The sequence below is a fragment of the Streptosporangium sp. NBC_01639 genome (genome assembly GCF_045209755.1).
Taxonomy (GTDB): domain Bacteria; phylum Actinomycetota; class Actinomycetes; order Streptosporangiales; family Streptosporangiaceae; genus Streptosporangium.
This window is the reverse complement of sequence record NZ_CP109272.1, coordinates 6,403,380-6,421,241: the sequence shown is the minus strand read 5'-3', so window position 1 is coordinate 6,421,241 and position 17,862 is coordinate 6,403,380. Positions and strand designations below refer to the sequence as shown.

Annotated in this window: 15 protein-coding genes; 4 read left to right on the top strand and 11 right to left on the bottom strand. The window is 68.5% G+C overall.

What is annotated here, in order from left to right:
* Nucleotides 1–43 precede the first annotated feature (43 nt).
* The 3 genes from OHA77_RS29135 to OHA77_RS29125 all read right to left on the bottom strand — a co-directional run bounded on the left by OHA77_RS29135 (nt 44) and on the right by OHA77_RS29125 (nt 4,517).
* Nucleotides 44–205, bottom strand: a complete 162-nt coding sequence (locus OHA77_RS29135) for a hypothetical protein (protein ID WP_406312590.1) — start codon at nt 203–205, stop codon at nt 44–46.
* Nucleotides 206–234: 29 nt separating this feature from the next.
* Nucleotides 235–3,156, bottom strand: coding sequence for an AAA family ATPase (locus OHA77_RS29130; protein WP_406312589.1), 2,922 nt, complete (start codon nt 3,154–3,156; stop codon nt 235–237).
* 134 nt (nt 3,157–3,290) lie between these two features.
* Nucleotides 3,291–4,517 (bottom strand): MFS transporter, encoded by a 1,227-nt coding sequence (locus OHA77_RS29125; protein ID WP_406312588.1) that lies wholly within the window; start codon nt 4,515–4,517, stop codon nt 3,291–3,293.
* A 259-nt stretch (nt 4,518–4,776) separates the two neighbouring features.
* Between OHA77_RS29125 and OHA77_RS29120 the strand changes: the two genes are divergently transcribed.
* Nucleotides 4,777–5,244, top strand: coding sequence for a MarR family transcriptional regulator (locus tag OHA77_RS29120; RefSeq protein ID WP_406312587.1), 468 nt, complete (start codon nt 4,777–4,779; stop codon nt 5,242–5,244).
* Between the two features lie 104 nt (nt 5,245–5,348).
* Here OHA77_RS29120 and OHA77_RS29115 read toward each other — a convergent pair whose 3' ends face one another.
* The 3 genes from OHA77_RS29115 to OHA77_RS29105 all read right to left on the bottom strand — a co-directional run bounded on the left by OHA77_RS29115 (nt 5,349) and on the right by OHA77_RS29105 (nt 7,525).
* Entirely contained in the window at nt 5,349–5,987 is a 639-nt protein-coding gene (locus OHA77_RS29115; protein WP_406312585.1) for a hypothetical protein, read from the bottom strand.
* Between the two features lie 66 nt (nt 5,988–6,053).
* Nucleotides 6,054–6,890: a NucA/NucB deoxyribonuclease domain-containing protein gene (locus OHA77_RS29110; protein WP_406312584.1), complete on the bottom strand. Its 837-nt coding sequence runs from the start codon at nt 6,888–6,890 to the stop codon at nt 6,054–6,056.
* Nucleotides 6,891–7,081: 191 nt separating this feature from the next.
* Complete coding sequence (locus tag OHA77_RS29105; protein WP_406312583.1) at nt 7,082–7,525, bottom strand: LamG-like jellyroll fold domain-containing protein; 444 nt, start codon at nt 7,523–7,525, stop codon at nt 7,082–7,084.
* A gap of 445 nt (nt 7,526–7,970) precedes the next feature.
* Between OHA77_RS29105 and OHA77_RS29100 the strand changes: the two genes are divergently transcribed.
* Together OHA77_RS29100 and OHA77_RS29095 are read left to right on the top strand one after the other, a co-directional pair.
* Nucleotides 7,971–8,933 (top strand): NADP-dependent oxidoreductase, encoded by a 963-nt coding sequence (locus OHA77_RS29100; protein WP_406312582.1) that lies wholly within the window; start codon nt 7,971–7,973, stop codon nt 8,931–8,933.
* Nucleotides 8,934–9,291: 358 nt separating this feature from the next.
* Complete coding sequence (locus OHA77_RS29095; protein ID WP_406312581.1) at nt 9,292–9,936, top strand: helix-turn-helix domain-containing protein; 645 nt, start codon at nt 9,292–9,294, stop codon at nt 9,934–9,936.
* Here OHA77_RS29095 and OHA77_RS29090 read toward each other — a convergent pair.
* On the bottom strand, nt 9,911–10,375 hold the full coding sequence (locus OHA77_RS29090) for an ATP-binding protein (protein WP_406312580.1): 465 nt from the start codon (nt 10,373–10,375) through the stop codon (nt 9,911–9,913). The two genes, OHA77_RS29095 and OHA77_RS29090, sit on opposite strands and share 26 nt — an antisense overlap.
* Nucleotides 10,376–10,569: 194 nt before the next feature.
* Complete coding sequence (locus tag OHA77_RS29085; protein ID WP_406312579.1) at nt 10,570–11,526, bottom strand: TIGR03885 family FMN-dependent LLM class oxidoreductase; 957 nt, start codon at nt 11,524–11,526, stop codon at nt 10,570–10,572.
* Between the two features lie 360 nt (nt 11,527–11,886).
* Here OHA77_RS29085 and OHA77_RS29080 point away from each other — a divergent pair, with 360 nt between their 5' ends.
* Nucleotides 11,887–13,416, top strand: a complete 1,530-nt coding sequence (locus tag OHA77_RS29080) for an N-acetylmuramoyl-L-alanine amidase (protein ID WP_406312578.1) — start codon at nt 11,887–11,889, stop codon at nt 13,414–13,416.
* A 135-nt stretch (nt 13,417–13,551) separates the two neighbouring features.
* On the opposite strand, the gene OHA77_RS29075 is transcribed toward OHA77_RS29080, so the two are convergent.
* The 3 genes from OHA77_RS29075 to OHA77_RS29065 form a co-directional block, all read right to left on the bottom strand.
* On the bottom strand, nt 13,552–14,733 hold the full coding sequence (locus tag OHA77_RS29075) for a hypothetical protein (RefSeq protein ID WP_406312577.1): 1,182 nt from the start codon (nt 14,731–14,733) through the stop codon (nt 13,552–13,554).
* Nucleotides 14,734–15,084: 351 nt separating this feature from the next.
* Complete coding sequence (locus OHA77_RS29070) at nt 15,085–15,462, bottom strand: STAS domain-containing protein (RefSeq protein WP_406312576.1); 378 nt, start codon at nt 15,460–15,462, stop codon at nt 15,085–15,087.
* Between the two features lie 188 nt (nt 15,463–15,650).
* Complete coding sequence (locus OHA77_RS29065) at nt 15,651–17,570, bottom strand: amino acid transporter (RefSeq protein ID WP_406312575.1); 1,920 nt, start codon at nt 17,568–17,570, stop codon at nt 15,651–15,653.
* Nucleotides 17,571–17,862: the final 292 nt, after the last annotated feature.

The following is a 17,862-nucleotide window of genomic DNA, read 5'->3' as shown; positions in this document are numbered from 1 at the left end:
CTGGGGAGGGAGATCGGTCCTCAGACGTGGTACCTACGGCAGCTCACAGCGGCACCCACCCGTCCTCGTCCGGGTCGACGGGTTCGGCGGCGGTGGGTTCGGCCGGCATCGCAGCCGCCGGCTCCGCTGACGGCAGCCGCCCGTCCCGGTCGCGATCGGTCGGTCCGATCTCGTCGTCCGGCGCTGATGATCTGTCCACTTCCACACGGACATGATGGGAGAACGGGTGAACCGCTAGCTATTGGGGAATCCCCCATCTTTGCTCGCCGCGTCCCCCAGCAGGCGCTCCAGCTCCGTGCGTGAGCGGGCTCGCAACTTGCGCATCACCGCAGCGAGGTGCTTCTCCACCGTCTTGGCCGAGACGAACAGCGCCTGCGCGATCTCCTTGTTGGTCCGCCCGTGGGCGGCCAGCTCCGCCACCTGACGCTCGCGGGGGGACAGCTCCGCACCGTAGCCCTGACGCCCGCCACGATGGCGGGCCGGGAGCGCGACCCCGTACCGCCGGGCGACGCCGGCCGCCCGGCCGTGGTCCCATGAGGCGCCGAGCCGCTCATAGACGGCCACGGCGTCCCGCAGCACCGGGCCGCCCCGCGGGTCGCCGCCTTCGAGCAGCAGACCGGCCGCGCGTTCGCTCGCCCGCGCCGCCTCGTACGGGGCGGACGCGTTCTGGTACTTCACGACCGCCGCCAGGAAGTCGTCGGCGCGGCCGTCCAGCACACCCTGGGCGTAACACAAGGCGGCGGAAGCCAGCGGCGCGTCCAGGTGGCGGAGCTCTCGCTCCACCCGCTCGGTGAACCGCCGCGCCTCATCGTGCTCGCCGGCCGCCGTCCACACCTCGACGGCCGACGGCAGCGCCCAGCCGACCGAGGGCCAGTAACCCCACTTGTCGAGCTCGTGTCGCAGCAGCCGGAGGCAGTGGAGCGCGCCTTGCGTGTCACCACGTGCCAGCCTGGCCCGTGCCCAATTGCCGGCCGCCGCCGGCACGACCTCGTACGCCCCGATCTCCACCGCCAGCTCGGTGACCTGCCGCAGCCGCTCATCCGCCTGGTCCACCGCACCGTCCGCCAGGTTGAGGCAACCCCCGGCCAGCTCGACGTCCATGCGGCTCGGCGCGTAGTGGGCGACGTCGGCGAGGAGGTCGTCGACCTCGCCGCGCAATCCATCCCAGCTGCCGCGGCAGTACCGCGACAGCGTGAGTCCGCTGCGGAGCATGACCTCCAGCCGCCGGTTCTGCTGCACGGCCGACGCGCGCAGCCCACTGGTCAGCATCGATTCGGCCGTGTCGAAATGGCCGGCGTAACAGGCGGAGACACCGACCGAGTAATGGGCGTTCGCCTCGCGACGCTGCTGAGGGGAGCCGCCGGTGATCTTCAGCATGCGATCGGCCACGTCACGCCACACCGGGTCGCCGATGTCCAGGAAGACGGAACCGGCCTTGCCCAGCACGAACACCTCAAGGAGACGGTCGTCGACCTCGTCGACCAGTTCGAGCGCGCGGCTCAGCCACCGCACGTTCTCACGGATCGGTTCGTGCGGACGGGGCGTGACGCCCAGGCCCACCAGCGCCCACGCCAGCAGATCCGGGCGGTCCTGGAGGTCGTCGATCGCGGCCATGAACAGCTCCCGCTGCCGGGCCGGGTCCCGGCCCGCCTGGCCCAGGGCGACGGCGACCAGGAACCGCAACTCCCCGCGCACCGGCCCGGCCAGGTCATCGTCCAGAACGTGGTCCAGCAGCGGGATGACCTCCCGCGCGCGCAGCGTGTCCAGCGCGGCCCGCCCGAGCTTGACCGCGACCCGGCCGCGCCGCTCGCCGGTCATCGGCGCATGCCGTACGACATCTGCGAGCAGGCGGACGACCTCGTCCTCGTGCCCCAGCGCGACGGCCTGCCCGGCCGCCTGCTCCACGGCCACGACCCACTCGGCGAGCCGGTCCGCCTGCTTGAGGTGATGGGCCACCTGACCGAGCGGAACGGGGTCGAGGGCCCGCAACGCGTCCGCCGCCCGGCCGTGCAGCCGGCGCCGGCGGCGACCGCTCAGGGTCTCGTAGACCGCCTGGGCCGCCAGCGTGTGGCGGAACCCGAACGCTTCGCCGTCTTCGATCAGCAGGCCGGAGCCGACTGCTTCCTCCAGCCCCTCGATTCCACCCACGTCCTCGGCGACGGACAGCAGAACCGGTAGCGCGACGGGGGTCTGCAGCACGGCCGCGGCCTCGGTCAGCCGGTGAGCGCCGGCCGGCAGCCGGGCGACCCGTTCCAGCGTCGAGTCCCGGACCCCCCGGGGAACCTCGAGCTCCTCCAGTGCCCTGCGGGTCCAGTAGTCACCGCGGCGTACCAGTAAACCGCGCTCACGCACCAGAGCCAGCACTTCCTCCACCGCGAACGGCAGCCCGGCGGTGCGTTCCCACAGATACCGGGCGAACTCCTCCGACATTCGGTCGGTGTCCAGGATCGCGGTCGCCAGCGCACCGGTCTCGCCCTGGTTCAACGGCGCCAGCACAAGATGGGCCTGACTCGTACCGGGCGGCAGCCTGACCGTCGACGCCCGCACCGCCGCGCTGACCTCCGCACCCCGATACGTGAGCACCACCGTCAGCCCAGGCGGTGCACCGCCCAGCAGATAGGCCACGAAATCGGTGGTCTGCTCCTCCGCCCAGTGCAGGTCCTCCAGCACCAGCACCGCCGGCGAAGCCGCCACCAGGACATCCATCAGCCCCCGGAAGACCCGGTGACGCTCGGCCATCCGATCGTCCAGCGGATCGGGTGCGGCCGGCAGCACCTCCGCCAGTTCGGGCAACAACGGCCGCAACGCTCCGGCCACTCCGCTGAGACGCAACCCCCGCAGCTCATCCCCGATGCCACGCACCGCCTCGATCACCGGGCCCAGCGGGAACGACTCACGAAGCGGGTGGCACCGGCCCAGCAGCACCCGGCGGCCGGCGACCTCGGGCCGGCCGAGCAGCTCCGACACCAGCCTGGTCTTGCCGACCCCCGCCTCGCCCTCGACCGACACCACCGCCGGCGGACCGGTCACCGCCGCCACCAGTGTCGCCAGTTCCTCGACGCGCCCGACCAGCGTCGGCGACACGACTCGCTTCCCGGCGGTGCTCCGCGCCGCCTGCACCAGCGGGCGATCCGACGAGTCATGCGGCGGTGTCATCCTCACACCCCTACAAAACCCGCTTTATGATCATTTTAGGTGAATTTCCGGTAAAAATGGACTACCGATGGGCTGGCGCCTTGGTGTGCTCGCGCGTGAGCGCCGCGAGCCTTCATCGCTCGGCTGACCTGGGACTACGGCCGCCTCGCGCCTCGACGCGATGACGCCGCTCCGGGTACGGCCCGGCTGACCGTGGCCGTCAGCACCATGAGGACCGCGATCGCGCCGCCGCACACCATGACGGCGGACGGGGAGGAGGCGTCCACCACGACGCCCCCGAGCAGGGCTCCGACGGCGATGGTGGCCTGGAAGGACGAGGTGAAGAGGATCGAGGCCGCCTCGGTCGCGTGCGGGGCCGAGGTGGCGAACCAGGTCTGCGAGCAGACCGGGACGGCGCCGTAGGCCAGCCCCCACACGATGAGCAGCACGATCGCGCCGACATCTCCCCCGCCGAAGACCGGAAGCAGCAGGGTCGCGCCGGCGATCATGCAGCCGACGACGACGAATGTGGCCCGCAGGCCGCGTGTCACCGTCGCACCCGCGACGAAATTGCCGACGATGCCGGCGACGCCGTACACGAGCAGGAAGGTGGTGACCAGACCCGGGCTTACCCGGGTGACCTGCTGAAGGAAGGGGGTCACATAGGTATAAGTCCCGAAATGGGCCACCACTATGAGAAACGTCAGAACGAGTCCAACTCGAACGCCGACGTTGCGGAACAGGCCGACGAGGACGTCCAGCCGCGTCGCCTGGACGGCGGGCAGCGGCGGCACCAGCACGATCAGCGCGAGGAGCACCCCCACCGTCATCACTCCCATGACGACGAAGGCCGTCCGCCAGCCCGCGAGGTGCCCGATGAGGGTGCCCGCGGGTACGCCGAGCACGGACCCCAACGGGACGGCCGAGAAGATCACCGCGGTCGCCGTGCCGACCCGCTCCGGCCGCACCAGCCGTACGGCGAGGCCGGCGCCGATCGACCAGAAGCCGCCGATGACCAGCCCGACCAGCACCCTGGAGATCGCCATGACCCAGTAGGCCGGTGCGGCGGCCGCGAGGAAGTCCGCGACGGCCAGCAGGAGCATCAGGGCGCACAGCATCAGGCGCCGGTCGAGTCGCCCGGTCGCGACGGTGACCACCGGCGCGGCGATCGCGGCCAGGATGCCGGGCACGGTCAGCATCAGGCCCGCCGCGCCGTCGGAGACGTCGAAGCCGGCTCCGATGGACGTCAGCAGGCCGATCGGCAGAATCTCGGCGGTGACGATCGAGAAGATCCCGAGCATCACCGAACCGACGGCCAGCCAGCCGATCAGCGGTGATCTCGTCGGCGCGACAGGGATGGTGGAGGTGGCGACGGTGGACATGCGCTCAGTCCAACAGCCGTCACCGCCGTGCGCTGGCGGGTTTAGGACCTCACCACCGCACTCCGGAGCCGGGTGGACAGGGACGCTTTTCCCGGACGGGCAGGCGGAACCGCCCCGCCGCAGAGCGTTCCCGGGCGCATGGAGACGGCGAGCCGTTTCCCGGCGCACCGTGCCGAGCAGCATGCCGGTGGAGTGACCACGGCACGATCGGCAGGATGCATCAAACTTGATACATATCTTCTGATGTATTGTCATGGACATGAACGGAGTCGAGCTGTTCCTGCTGGGACGGACCCTGATGAAGATCGGCGAAGAGGCCCTCCCCACCGAGGGGCTCGACGCACAGCCCGGCGGCCATCGGTCGGTCCTCATCGTGGCGAGCGACATCCGCGAGCATCCCGACAGCTCCGTCGGCGAGATCGCCGTGCGGACCGGCCTCCCGCAGAGCCAGGTGTCCACCTGCGTCGCCCGGCTCCGCGAGGCGGGCTCCATTGTGACGGCGGCCGACCCCAAGGACCGCCGGCGCCTTCTCGTACGGCAGGCCCCCGAGATCTCCGAACGGGTGGCCGCGGTCCGCGCGGCCCCCATCGACAGCGCGCTGACCGCCGCACTGGGCACCGACGACCCGCAGCGGGTCGGCGAGGTCACCGCCGCCCTGGAGACACTCGCACGGCACCTGTCCCCGCAGGCGCTGACCCGCCTGCATTCGGGAGACCCCGGCCAGTAGGAGGCGGCCGGCCGATCCCCCTGTGACGGATGGTGGCTGGAAGGGGCGTCACAGAGAGCGCGGAATCCGAACTCGAACCCGTGGCCGTACTCGACCAGCAAGTCCTACTGGTTTTCTGTGGGAAGCACCTGCTCCATATTAAATTTCTCCCGGGACCCGTCAGGTATGCGGTAGAAAGTGCGGGTCGACGTCCACCATTCCCGGTCGGCGAAGCGTCCCGTGATGCGGCCCATCATGCAGAAAAAAAGATGCACGTCCCAGTGCATGCCTTTCCTGCCAAGTTCCAGCCCTGCCGTATAGGGTCGGTAGTCGGCGAGGTCCATGTCTCCGCCTTCCTCGAACGGCGGGGTGACATCACCGAGTCGTTCTCCGTCATAGTTGAGGTACAGCGGCTCAAGCCCCTCGCCCACTTCTCCCGCGAAGTAGATCTCGAAAACGCGTCGCTTTCCCAGATTGCGGATCGCGGGATGGAACGAGTACGCGCCAAAGGCGAAGATGTGCGTCCAGCCGGGCGCGTGCGCGCTCATCCAGATGCCCACCTCACTCGGGCTGCCATCCATACAGGCCAGCGTTTTAAGATCGCATTCCAGGCGCGAGCCCGGATCCACCTTAAGCAGCCGGGCCAATTCCTCTTGATCGTCGCCTTCCACCCAGAGGGCGTGGAACCCGAGCTCGATCCAGTGCCCGTACTCGACCAGCAGGTCCCACTGATTCTCTGCGGGAAGCACCTGTTCCGTATTCATTATTCTCTTCCTCACATCGAACGGGAAATGCGGGGCCGCACTCGGCGACCCCGCATTAAAAATCCATTAATCCGCGATTTTCACCCAGAACGGACTGTCGCTGACCTTGGTGATAGTGTTGACAGGGTCATAGGTAAGAAGGCGATAATGGCCATAAAACGCCTTGAGCGCATCTCCATGTTTCCAGTTATGATCTGCCCGGACTCCCCGAACAGAGTAGTTAATCTTATCTTTAGCCGCCCCCTCTTGAGTGGAGGCGAAGGGATACTCGTCACACTGCACTTCTGTGTAGCCGTATTTTATATAGACATCCGAAGTGTAGTACTTGCAATAGTTCGAACTGTAGTAGTTACCCAGGCGGAAATTGTCCTGGGGTACCTCGAATGCATGCTGGGAGAAGATCTTCCGGTTGTCCTCGTAGCCCGTATCCGCTCCCCTCCACAGCGGGGCGCCCTCAGGTGTTTTCGGTGGCTTCGCGTAATTGCCCGGGATGACCTTCGGCAGTTCGTTGCCCAGCGGCCCCTTGACCAGCGGGAGGTTGATATCCCGTCCAGCGGTGGTGTCTCCGGGGCGGTACGGCGGGTAGGTACCGGCGTTCGTCGCCGGGTTCAGCGCCTTCTCGATGTGGAGGATGACGTCCAGGAATTCACTACCCCTGCTCTTGGACATCGTGAACACCCGGCCGGCTCTGATGTAGATACAGCCGCCGGTATTCCCACCCCCCTTCTTGCCAACTCCAAGCTTCTTCCAGTCGCAGCGGAAGCTGGGGGACCACAGGCTGTTGCTCGGGGTGCCCTGTCCCCATCGCACCACGCCGAGCCGCTTGCCTCCACTGCCCAGAAGTTCCTGGTCCCATAGGGGAAGCCTGCCCTTGTTCTCCTTGTACTGGGTGATGGCGGGCATGATGGAGCAGACTTCTCGGTCGTGTGCCGCCGGCTTGGACGTATTGATCAGATACTCGAGATACGGCGTCGCGCGCCGGCCCGCGACCGTCTTGAGCTGGGTGGGATTCCCCTGCTCGATTTGGCATCCTTGCGTGGCCCCGGCCTGAGACGCGGACGCCCCAGCCCGGGAGGACTGGGCGGCCGGGATCGTCAGGAGAGCAAGAACCTGCACTGCGTCGAGCGGCCGTGGTAAACCTGGACCTCATCCAGGTCGCCCTGCACCCTGCTGCCCAACGCCATGGCAGTGTCCGCGTGCCACACCGTGAAGCTCACCGGCTCGGTCTTGACCAGGCTCCCATTGAGGTAAAGCGAGGCCGTCTTGGTCTCCGCGTCGTACACGCCGGCGAGGTGGAACCATTCGCCCGTCGGTGGTTCGACGTCGGAGAGCACGCCCTCGGTCGTCGCGTCGGCGGTGTCGGCGCTGGTGAGGGTGAACACCAGCCCGCGGTCCGGGGTGTTTCCTAGCCGGAAGGGCGCCTGGTGGGTGCCCTTCTGCTCGATGACGGAATAGTCGCCGTCCTTGTCGCTCCAGCGCAGCCAGACGGTGGCGGCCAGTTGCGGGGTGAGTGAGGTAACCGTGGTGACGCCGGACACGACCTGGGCCGGGGTGACGGTCAGGGCGTTGATCGTCGGCGCGGAGACCGGGCCGGTGCTGGTGACGGTCAGCTTAGTGGTCGGCTCCGTAAGTTCTTCCGGGGGTCGACTGTGGAACCGGTCGTGTGCGTTGGCCGGTCAGATGCCGGGGGTGGTGAGGTAGAGGCCGTAGGCGCAGTCCGGAATGTCTTCGGGGTGCCGGCGAAGCCGCCGCTAGGAAAATCTCCAGCGATGCTTCGTCCTCGCTCGGTTGCTGCGGGCAACAGCGGGCAGTGAGGTGGTGGTCGGCTACCGCCGATGAAGCCACGTTCTGAAGTCCTCATCGTCGCCGGGCACGTTTTAGCCCATGCCCGGGACCTGCCCCGTGTTACTGGCCACCACCGAGATGGCAAACGCCTCCCCATCGGCTCTGGGACGCGTTGAACAGCGGCAGGGTGGGAATCTCGTGATCGCTGAAGGTGTTGCACCGCCCATCAGTAGCAGTCGTGTGAAGGGCTCTCCCGTGCGTGCCATACAGATCGATCGCTTCGGCACACCCGACGTTCTCAGTCTCGTCGAGGCTTCCCAGCCTGAACCAGGTCCTGAGGAGGTGGTGATCCGGACAGTCGCGACCAGCATCAATCCGGTCGACGACAAGACGCGGGAGGGCGCCATCGGCGAGGGAACACCCCCGCTGCCGATGACGCTCGGATGGGACCTGGCCGGCATCGTGGTCGACGGCGGCAGCAGCGATCTGCGCGCCGGGGAACGCGTCATCGCGATGTCGCACCAGCTCAGTTCCGGCCGGGGAACCTGGGCCGATCTGGTCTCGCTTCCGGCGCGGGCGGTAGCCGCCGCGCCGGAGGCGGTCAGCCTGGTCGAGGCAGCCACCTTGCCGCTTCCCGGGCTGACGGCCTTGCAGACACTGGACTGGCTTGCGGTGTCTGCTGGAGAGCGGCTGCTGGTCGCCGGTGCCGCAGGTGCGGTTGGAGGGCTGGCCCTGCAGATCGCTCGCGCACGCGGCGTCGAAGTCGACGCTCTTGTCTCCAGGGACGCGCAGGTCGCGTTCGCCCATGGCCACGGCGCGGGCCTCGTCACCACCGACAGTCGCGATCTTCAAGAGCGCAGCTATGACGCGGTTTTCGACACCTTCGGGGCTTTTGTGACCGAGGCTGTGGCTGACGGCGGCCGATATGCGTCGATCGCCACTCAAGCCGGACCGGTCCCCGACCTGTCCGCACGCGGTGTCCGTACCACCGTCAACCAAGTGCAGGAGGATGGCGCGGGACTGAACGAGCTCACCAAGCTCGTCGACTGCGGCTCTTTGCATCTGCGTGTGCACTCCACCTTCGGCCTGCACGAGATTCAAGCCGCACACGAACGCTTCCTCCAAGGCAGCCTGGCAGGAAAGATCGCTGTGACCTTCTGAGTCTTCTGATCCTCCGGCGTACCCCCTAGCCGGAGGATCAGGGCAAGGTACTCACCCCGGACGGCTCACCCGGCCCCTGATCCCAGACTGGTTATCGGGCAGCCATCCCCATGACACCGGCCCGTTGGACGGCGGCCGATGCGTGAGGAAACAAGGCGAGCAGGGCTGAGGAGTCCCTGAGTAAGGGATATTGAAGAGCACAGTCAAGCGCGGCAGGTGGACCCGCCCCCGTAGCGGCCGGGACAGGCTGCGGCTTGCCAGTGATCCACTTTGGCCGATCGGTTCGCCCGCCATGCCCGTTGGCCGCACTGCTTGTCCGATAGCCCTGAGCGCCGCCGAACGCGTGCGGTTGAAGAAGATGGCCTACGGCCATAAGACCGAGCAACGGTTGCGGGTGCGTGCGCATGTGGTGCTGCATGCCGCGCGCGGACGCTCCAACGCGCGCATCGCTCGGGAGACGGGGCTGCACCTGGACACCGTGCGCCGCTGGCTGGCCGAGGACGCCCTCAAGCCCTGGCGACACCGCTCCTGGATCTTCATCACCGATCCGCAGTTCCGCCCCAAGGCCCAGCGCGTGCTCGACCCATACGCCCGTACCTGGCAGGGCGAGCCCCTTGGCGAGGGCGAATACGTCATCAGCGCGGACGAGAAGACCTCCATCCAAGCCCGCTGCCGCTGCCACCCCGCCCTCGCCCCCGGCCAGGCCCGCGCCATGCGCGTCAATCACCCCTACGGACGCGGCGGCGCCCTGGCCTACCTGACCGCCTACGACGTCCACCACGCCAAGGTGTTCGGCCGGTGCGAACCCCGCACCGGCATCAACCCGTTCATGAATCTGGTCGCCCAGGTCATGGCGCAGGAACCCTACGCCAGCGCCAAACGCGTGTTCTGGATCGTCGACAACGGCTCCTCCCACCGTGGCCAGAAGGCCGCCGACCTCTCCGGCCGGCGGGGCGTGGATCACGACCGGGACGGTTTCACCGGAACTCCAGGACCGGCCTGAGCACGGGGCACCGGCGCGGAGCGGGGAGGGCGATGGTGAACCAGACGACCTTGCCGCCCGCGGGGGGCCAGGTGACGCCCCAGTCGTCGGCGAGGGTGTCGACGATCTGCAATCCCCTGCCGCCGGTGGCCTCCGGGCCGGCCTCGCACACCGCGGGCGTCCCCGCGCCCGGATCGAAGAGCTCGCCGTACACGTGGTGCCCGCTGCCGCTGATCCTGAGCGCACAGGCGGCGCCACCGTGGCGGACGGCGTTGGTGACCAGCTCGCTGACGACGAGCACGCAGTCGTCGATGAGGTCGTCGGCACCCCAGAGGGAGAGCTCGCGGCGGACCATCGAGCGGGCGTCGCGCACGCTCGTGGGGACCGCGGGCAGCAGGCGCTCGGCCGCGCACTCGGGGGCGGCGTTGAGAACCGCGGGTGAGTTGTGGTGGAGAGTCAACTGCGCCTCCTGTCGATGGGAGCGCTCCCACAGACCAATGTAGAACATTCCCCCCAGGCGTGTGAATTGATTGGGAGATAATTGTTTCCACCACATGTCTCGGAAATGAGGAAAATTCACTTCTTTCCAGGTCGAAACGGCCCGGCGACGCCCGCCCCGGGCCGCGGACCGGCCCGGGGCTGATCACGGGGGCGTCAGCGGAGCTGGGGAAGGACCTTCGCGCCGAAGGCGTCGATGTAGGCGTTCTGCTCCTGGCCGACGTGGTGCAGATAGATCTCGTCGAAGCCCAGTTCCGCGTACTCGTTGATCCAGGCCGCGTGCCGGCCCAGGTCCGCGGAGACGTTGACCCCCTCGGCCACCTTCGACGGCGGGATATCGGCGGTGACCGTGTCGAAGAGTTCGGCGGTGTCGAGGTCCCAGCTCACCGGCGGGCCGAAGACGTTGCTCCGCCACTGGTCGTGTGCGATCGCCAGAGCCTCGTCCTCCCTCTCGGCCCAGCTCAGATGGACCTGGAGGGCGGCCTTCCCGCGTCCGCCCGCGTCCCGGTAGGCCTCGATGACCTCGCGCAGCGTCTCGATCGGGGCGTTGACGGTGATCAGACCGTCGGCCCACTCCGCGCACCAGCGGGCGGTCCGGGCGGTCACGGCGGCCCCGACCAGCTTGGGCGGGACGTCCGGCCGGGTCCACAGCCGGGCGCGGTCCACGGTCACCAGGCCGTCATGGCTGACCTCCTCCCCCGCCAGCAGCGCCCGGATGACGTCGACGCACTCCCGCAGGCGTGCCGTACGGACGTCCTTGCGCGGCCACCGGTCGCCGGTGATGTGCTCGTTGCTCGCCTCCCCGGTGCCCAGGGCCGCCCAGAACCGGCCGGGGAACATCGCCCCCAGGGTGCCGATCGCCTGGGCGATGATCGCGGGGTGGTAGCGCTGGCCGGGTGCGTTGACCACGCCGAAGGGCAGCTCCGTGGCCTGGAGGGCGGCGCCCAGCCAGGACCAGGCGAAGCCGGACTGACCCTGCCGCTTGCTCCACGGAGAGAAGTGGTCGGACGACATCGCCGCCGCGAAGCCCGCCTGCTCCGCCCGCGTCACCGCCTTCAGGAGCTCGGCCGGGTGGATCTGCTCGTGTGATGAGTGAAAGCCATAGGTCGCCATGGCCTCCGGCTACCCGGTCTGTGGCGTTCCACGCAGGACGCCCCGTCCGGGCACTCGATGATCTCTCCGTAGGGGCGGACGGGGAGCGTGCCGGCCGCGAGAGGCGGGGGACGGCCGCCTCCGCACTTCGCCGGAACGCTCCAGAAAAGAGCCGGAACCGATGGGCCGCGCCATAAACGGATGGCCGTTTCCCCATGTGAGGACGGGATTTTTACGACGATTCCGGGAGGCGAAGGAGAAAATCTTCATCGCGTCCCCGTCTTTTGTCAAATGTCTTTACATGACCAGATTTCATTACTTACCGTGTCAAATCTCCGGGCTTTCCGATCACCGGAAGGCTTCCCCCCTGGAGGAGGATCCATGGTTTCTGTCCAGGTACGCCGGTCGTACCGCCTCGCGGTGGCGTCCGCCGGCCTGCTCGCCGTCATGCTGGGCACGCTCAGCCCGCCGGCCAGCGCCGCTCCGGCCGAACCGCTGGCCGACGCCTTCACCCATGCGGCCGCGACCTACGACGTGCCCCGTGACCTGCTGGTCGCGGTCGGCTACGCCGAGACCCATCTCGACGGGCACCGGGGCGAGCCGAGCGCCAGCGGCGGCTACGGGGTGATGCACCTGGTCAGCAACCCGACCGTGCACGCCCTGGAACAGGCCGCGGAACTGACCGCCCAGCCGGTGGAGACGCTCAAGAGCGACGACGCGGCCAACGTCGCCGGCGGCGCTGCGGTGCTGCGCGCCCACGCCGATGAGCTCGGACTGGACGCGACCGCCCGCAAGGACGCCGGGAAGTGGTACGCGGCGGTGGCCGAATACGGCAACGCCTCCTCCCCCGAGGTGGCCCGGCTGTACGCCGACACCGTCTACGACCTGCTCGCCAAGGGCGTCACGGCGGCCACCCCGAGCGGCACCGTGACCGTGCAGGCGCAGGCCGTGACACCCGAGCGCGGCACCTACGCCCAGGCCCCCGACCTGAACGCCCCCCGCCTGGCGGCGGCCGTGGACTACCCGGGAGCCAAATGGGTGGCCGCCAGTTCCAGCAACTACACCGTCTCCAACCGGCCGACCAGCAACGCGATCGACCGCATCGTCATCCACGTGACCCAGGGCTCCTACGCCGGCACGATCTCCTGGTTCCAGAACCCCGCCGCCCAGGTCTCGGCGCACTACGTCGTCCGCTCCTCCGACGGTGACATCACCCAGATGGTCCGCGAGAAGGACCGGGCCTGGCACGCCCGCGACTGGAACAGCCGCTCCGTCGGCATCGAGCACGAAGGCTACGTCGACAACGCCTCCTGGTTCACCGACGCGATGTACCGCGCCTCGGCCGCGCTGACCCGCAACATCGCCGACCGCTACAACATCCCCAAGGACCGCACCCACATCGTCGGGCACGTCGAGGTGCCGGGCAACGACCACACCGACCCGGGCCCGCACTGGAACTGGACCACGTACATGCAGTACGTCACCGGTGACACTCCCCCCACCTGGTCCACCATCGTCGACAACGGCACGGCGGGGAAGTTCACCGCCAGCGCCAACTGGGGCACCTCGACCTACTCCACCCAGCGCTACGGCACCGACTACCGGTTCGCCGACCCGGTGAGCCTCAGTGACACCTCCTGGTACCGGGCCACCATCCCCAGCGCGGGCTCCTACCGCGTCGAGGCCTGGTATCCGGCCCTCTCCGGTTACAACAGCGCCGCGCCGTACATCGTCGCCACCTCCGCGGGCAACACGACGGTCTACGTCGACCAGCGCACCGGCGGCGGGTCCTGGCGCAGCCTCGGCACCTTCACGCTGAACGCCGGGGACCAGAATGTCGTCGGCGTGAGCCGGTGGACGTCCGGCACGGGGCTCGTCATCGCCGACGCGGTCCGGATCACCCGCCTCTGACGGCACGTCGGCGCCCCCGGCGAGGGTTCGCCGGGGGCGCCGACGGCCGCCGGTCCGGTACGGCGCGCCGTACCGGACCGGCGGTGGGCGGTGGGCGGTGGGCGGTGGGCGGTGGGCCTCAGCGGCCCCCGACCCTCAGAAGGCCGAGGTGTAGGTGCTCAGGGAGGGCTGGTCCACGCGGGTGCCGCCGTTGTAGCAGACGACGTTGCGGACGATCGCGACGTTGCCGGAGGTGTTCCAGAGGGTCACCAGGTTGCAGAACTCGGGGCCGGTCCCGTAGGCGGTCACCTGGACGTGGTCCTGCAGGACGCCGACCTTCGGGAAGGTCACCAGGCGCTGGCCGAGCCCGGCGGTCTGCACCGTGTTGGTCCCGCCCTGGGAGTTGTAGTTGACCTGCGGCGGCACCGGCGCGTAGGGGCCCGGGTTGGCCGGGGTGTTGTCGAAGGTGTAGGCGAAGTTCTTCGGCGGGACCGCCGCCCCTGTGATGGCCCGCTCACGCTGGTAGGTCAGCGTCCAGCCGGTGGCGAGCGGGACGTTCGTCGCGTTGTGGCAGCGCACCTGGACCGTCTGCGCACCGAGCGCCGAACTCCATCCGCCGACCTTGCAGCGGGCGGGCTGGTTCGAGTTGACCGCGGTCACCTGGACGTTCCCGGCGAGTCCCGACGAACCCAGCCCCGGCAGGGTGACATTCCAGACCCCCGCCACCACGGGGAGGACACTGTTGGCCGGTCCGGCCGAGTTGAACTGGGTGACGATCGAAGAGCCGTCGTGGTGGACGTAACCGAACGCCTGCGGTGCGGGCAGGATGCCCGTGCTCTGCTCGAAGACGATGCTGTACGGGGTGAACACCGGTCCCCCGCCGTACTTGTAGCACTGCACCACCGCGACCAGGTCGGCTCCCACCGGGCCCCACTTCTGCGCCTGGCACCAGTAGGCGGTCTGGGCGATGGCCGTGACGTGCACGACGCCGCCGTCGATCGCGAGCTGGGGGAACGTCACATAGGTCTGACCCACCCCACCCGGAGCGACCGAGACGTTGAATCCGGGCGCCCAGCTCCCCGCCTGGTGGGCGGGGTCGGGGATGCCCGAGGTGAGGTTGACGTGGGCGAACCCCCACCGGTTCGGGACGGAGGCCTGCGCGCCGGTGGCCACGGCGGTGAGCCCTGCGGCGAGCACGCTCAGCACACAGAGGATTCGAATGATCGCTTTTCGTAACCGGTGCACGTCGGCCTCGTTCCACTCGGGGGGCATGAAGAACCGGACACGCCCGCGACGCCGTACGGCATGCGGGTCGCGGCGCTGGGATGCCTGGTTCACAACTGGTTCTGAGCTCTTGATAGCTCGCCCGCCACCCCTTGAGAAGACCCAACCTTTCTTACGGCCATGACCGAACCGGGTCCCGGGAAGTCAGTATTCGGCCCGCATCGGCACCATGGACCGCGAAATCCGTTGAACCCCCTTCGAGGGCCTCCGCCCCGTACCGCTCCCGACTGTGAACGGACCTCGAAGATCGCCGCCGACGGACCCTGAAGATCCCGAACGGACTGTGGAGATCGGCAAAAAGTACCGTAATGAGAGCTTTGTGATCAACTGTTCCGAAGGTGCTAAATCAGAGTTAATACGGGTTAATGCGTGGCTGGTAGGTGCGGGCAGCACCATCTCCAGCCCTCATCCGGAGGCTTGGGAGCCTCCGCGGGAGGCGTGTTTCAGCGAGCCGAGCACGTCGGCGTCGATGGAGAAGAAGGTGTAGAGATCGGTCATCCGCAGCAGCCGCTCGAAGTGGCCCCGGACGCCCGCCAGCCGGAGCCATCCGCCCGCCTCGAAGACCGTGGTCATTCCACTGAGAAACGTCCGCAGGCCGTTGGAGTCACAGAAGGTCATCTCCCCCACGTCGAGCACGATCTGGACGTGCCCGTCGTCGACCAGTCCGCGGATGCTCTCCCTGAGGAGCGGGCTGGAGTTACGGTCGATATCGCCCATGACAGTGATGACGGCGCACCCTGCCTCCTCATGATGGGTGACGCGAATGACCAGGTCTCTACTCATCGCTTGACATCTCCCATGCGGCAACGGCCCGGCCGTCGTCTGGACTGATCAAGGTATACCCGCCGAGCCTGGCAGGTTCGGCGACGGTCAGGAGACATGTGCGTAACGGCCGCGCGTCGTGAGCCGTGCCGCCGGACCCGCCCGGGTCAGGCGGCACGGCTCACGACGCGCGGCCGGACCCGCCCGGGTCAGCCGACGTGGACCAGGGGGCGGCGTTCCGCCACGGGCTCGGCCTGGCGGAGGACCTCCCGGGTGAGCGGGGGGACGTCTCCGCCGCCGAAGACCAGGTAGCGCAGGAGCGCCCCGATGGGGTTGCCCTCGGCCCAGTGGAAGTAGACGTTCGGCAGCTTCCCCGTCTCATCGCGCAACTGGAGGAGGATGGCCGCGATCGCGTTGGGGATGGTGGCGCTCTCCACCCGCAGGATGCGGAAGCCGTACCGCTCCTCGCCGATCACCCGGAGTTCCGAGGTGAACTCGGACGCGTCGGGGACCGTCACCTCCAGAAAGATCAGCCCCTCGGCGCGCCGGAGCCGGTGGCGCTCCCAGCCCTCCCGCGCCTTGTCGACGTACTCCCTGCAGTCGCGCACGTTCGGCTCGTTGGCGATCAGGTGGATCTCGGCGGCCTCGTTGATGTATCGGCGCGCCTCGTCGTTCATGGTGATCCGCGTGACCCGCAGCTCGGTCGAGCGGGTGGCCCGGGAGACCAGCGAGGTGACGACGATCGCCAGGACGAAGAAGAGCGCGATCACCAGGCCGTCGGGGCGCTCGATGATGTTGGCCACCGTCGCGTAGGCGAAGATCAGCGTGATGATCCCGAACGGCACGGCGACCTTGGTCCGGCCGTGCTTCAGCGCGGACAGCGTGACGGCGACCGCGGCCGACAGGATGAGGGCCAGCACGCCGGTGGCGTAGGCGCCGCCCTGCGACTCTACGTCCGCGCCGAAGAAGAGGGTGATCGCGAAGGAGACGAGCGTGAAGACCAGCACCATCGGCCGGGCGGCACGTGACCAGTCGGGGGCCATGCCGTACCGGGGCAGGTAGCGCGGCACGATGTTGAGCAGGCCGGCCAGTGCGGAGGCTCCGGCGAACCACAGGATGGCGATCGTGCTGACGTCGTAGACGGTGCCGAACCAGTCGCCGAGGTAGCCGTGGGCCAGGTAGGCCAGGGCGCGCCCGTTGGCCTTTCCGCCCTCCTGGAACTCCTGCGCCGGGATCAGCAGGGTGGTGGCGAAGCTGGAGGTGATCAGGAAGACGCTCATGATGAGCGCGGCCGTGGTCAGCAGCTTCTTCGCGCCCTTGATCCGCTCCGGCAGCTCGCCTCTGACCAGCGGCATCACCGCCACGCCGGTCTCGAACCCGGACAGGCCCAGGGCGAGCTTGGGCATCACGTACAGGGAGACGGCGACCATCGCGATCGGGCTGGAGTGCTCGGCGGTGAGCGCCGTCCGCCAGTCGGTGATCAGCTCGGGATCGGCGGCGACCCGCTGGACGGCCACGGCCAGCACGACCACGTTGAGGAGCAGGTAGACCACGACCAGCACGACCGCGATGGAGATCGCCTCGCTGAACCCGATGAGGAACACCCCGCCGAGCAGGGCGATCAGCACCAGGGTGACCGGCACCTGCCAGCTCTGCCAGGCGGCGGGGACGAACGGGTTGTGCAGGATGTGGGCGGTGGCGTCGGCGGCCGACAGGGTGATCGTCACGATGAAGGCGGTGGCGACGAACCCGAGCAGGAACAGCACCAGCAGTTTGCCTCGCCAGCCGGGCAGCAGGCTCTCCAGCATCGACAGCGAGCCCAGGCCATTGGGGCTCTCCCTGGCGACCGCGCGATAGGTGGGCAGCGCGCCGAACATCGTCAGGGCGACGAGCAGCAGGGTGGCGACGGGACTGAGGGTCCCGGCCGCGAGGGCGGCGATGCCGGGCTGGTAACCCAGGGTGGAGAAGTAGTCGACGCCGGTGAGGCACATGACCTGCCACCAGGCGTGCTGCCGGTGCGGTGTCTCCTCCTGGTGCGGTCCCGGCGTTTTGAGGTCCGGCCGGTGCAGGCCGTCCAGTAACCATTTTCGGATTCCGGACCCGGTATCCGACGAGGTCGACGTGGTCAACCTGGGCTCCCCTGCGTTTGAAAAACGTCAATAGCCGTCAAGAACAGAGGAACACTACCCAAACCGATTGAGGGGCCCCTTACCAGCCGCCTCCTTTCTTGTGTTCACGGCCGTGACCTGTGAGAACCCTTCGCGCACCGGCATGCGAAGGGTGGCCGGGATCGTCACTCCCGGCCACCCTGTCTGTTGACCTGTCCCGGTACGGCATGGCCCCGGCCGGTCACGCGCGGTCCGGCCGGCGGTGCCGGCCTGCACGCCCGTCTCCCACCCGGTCGCCTCGCGAGCCGGCCGA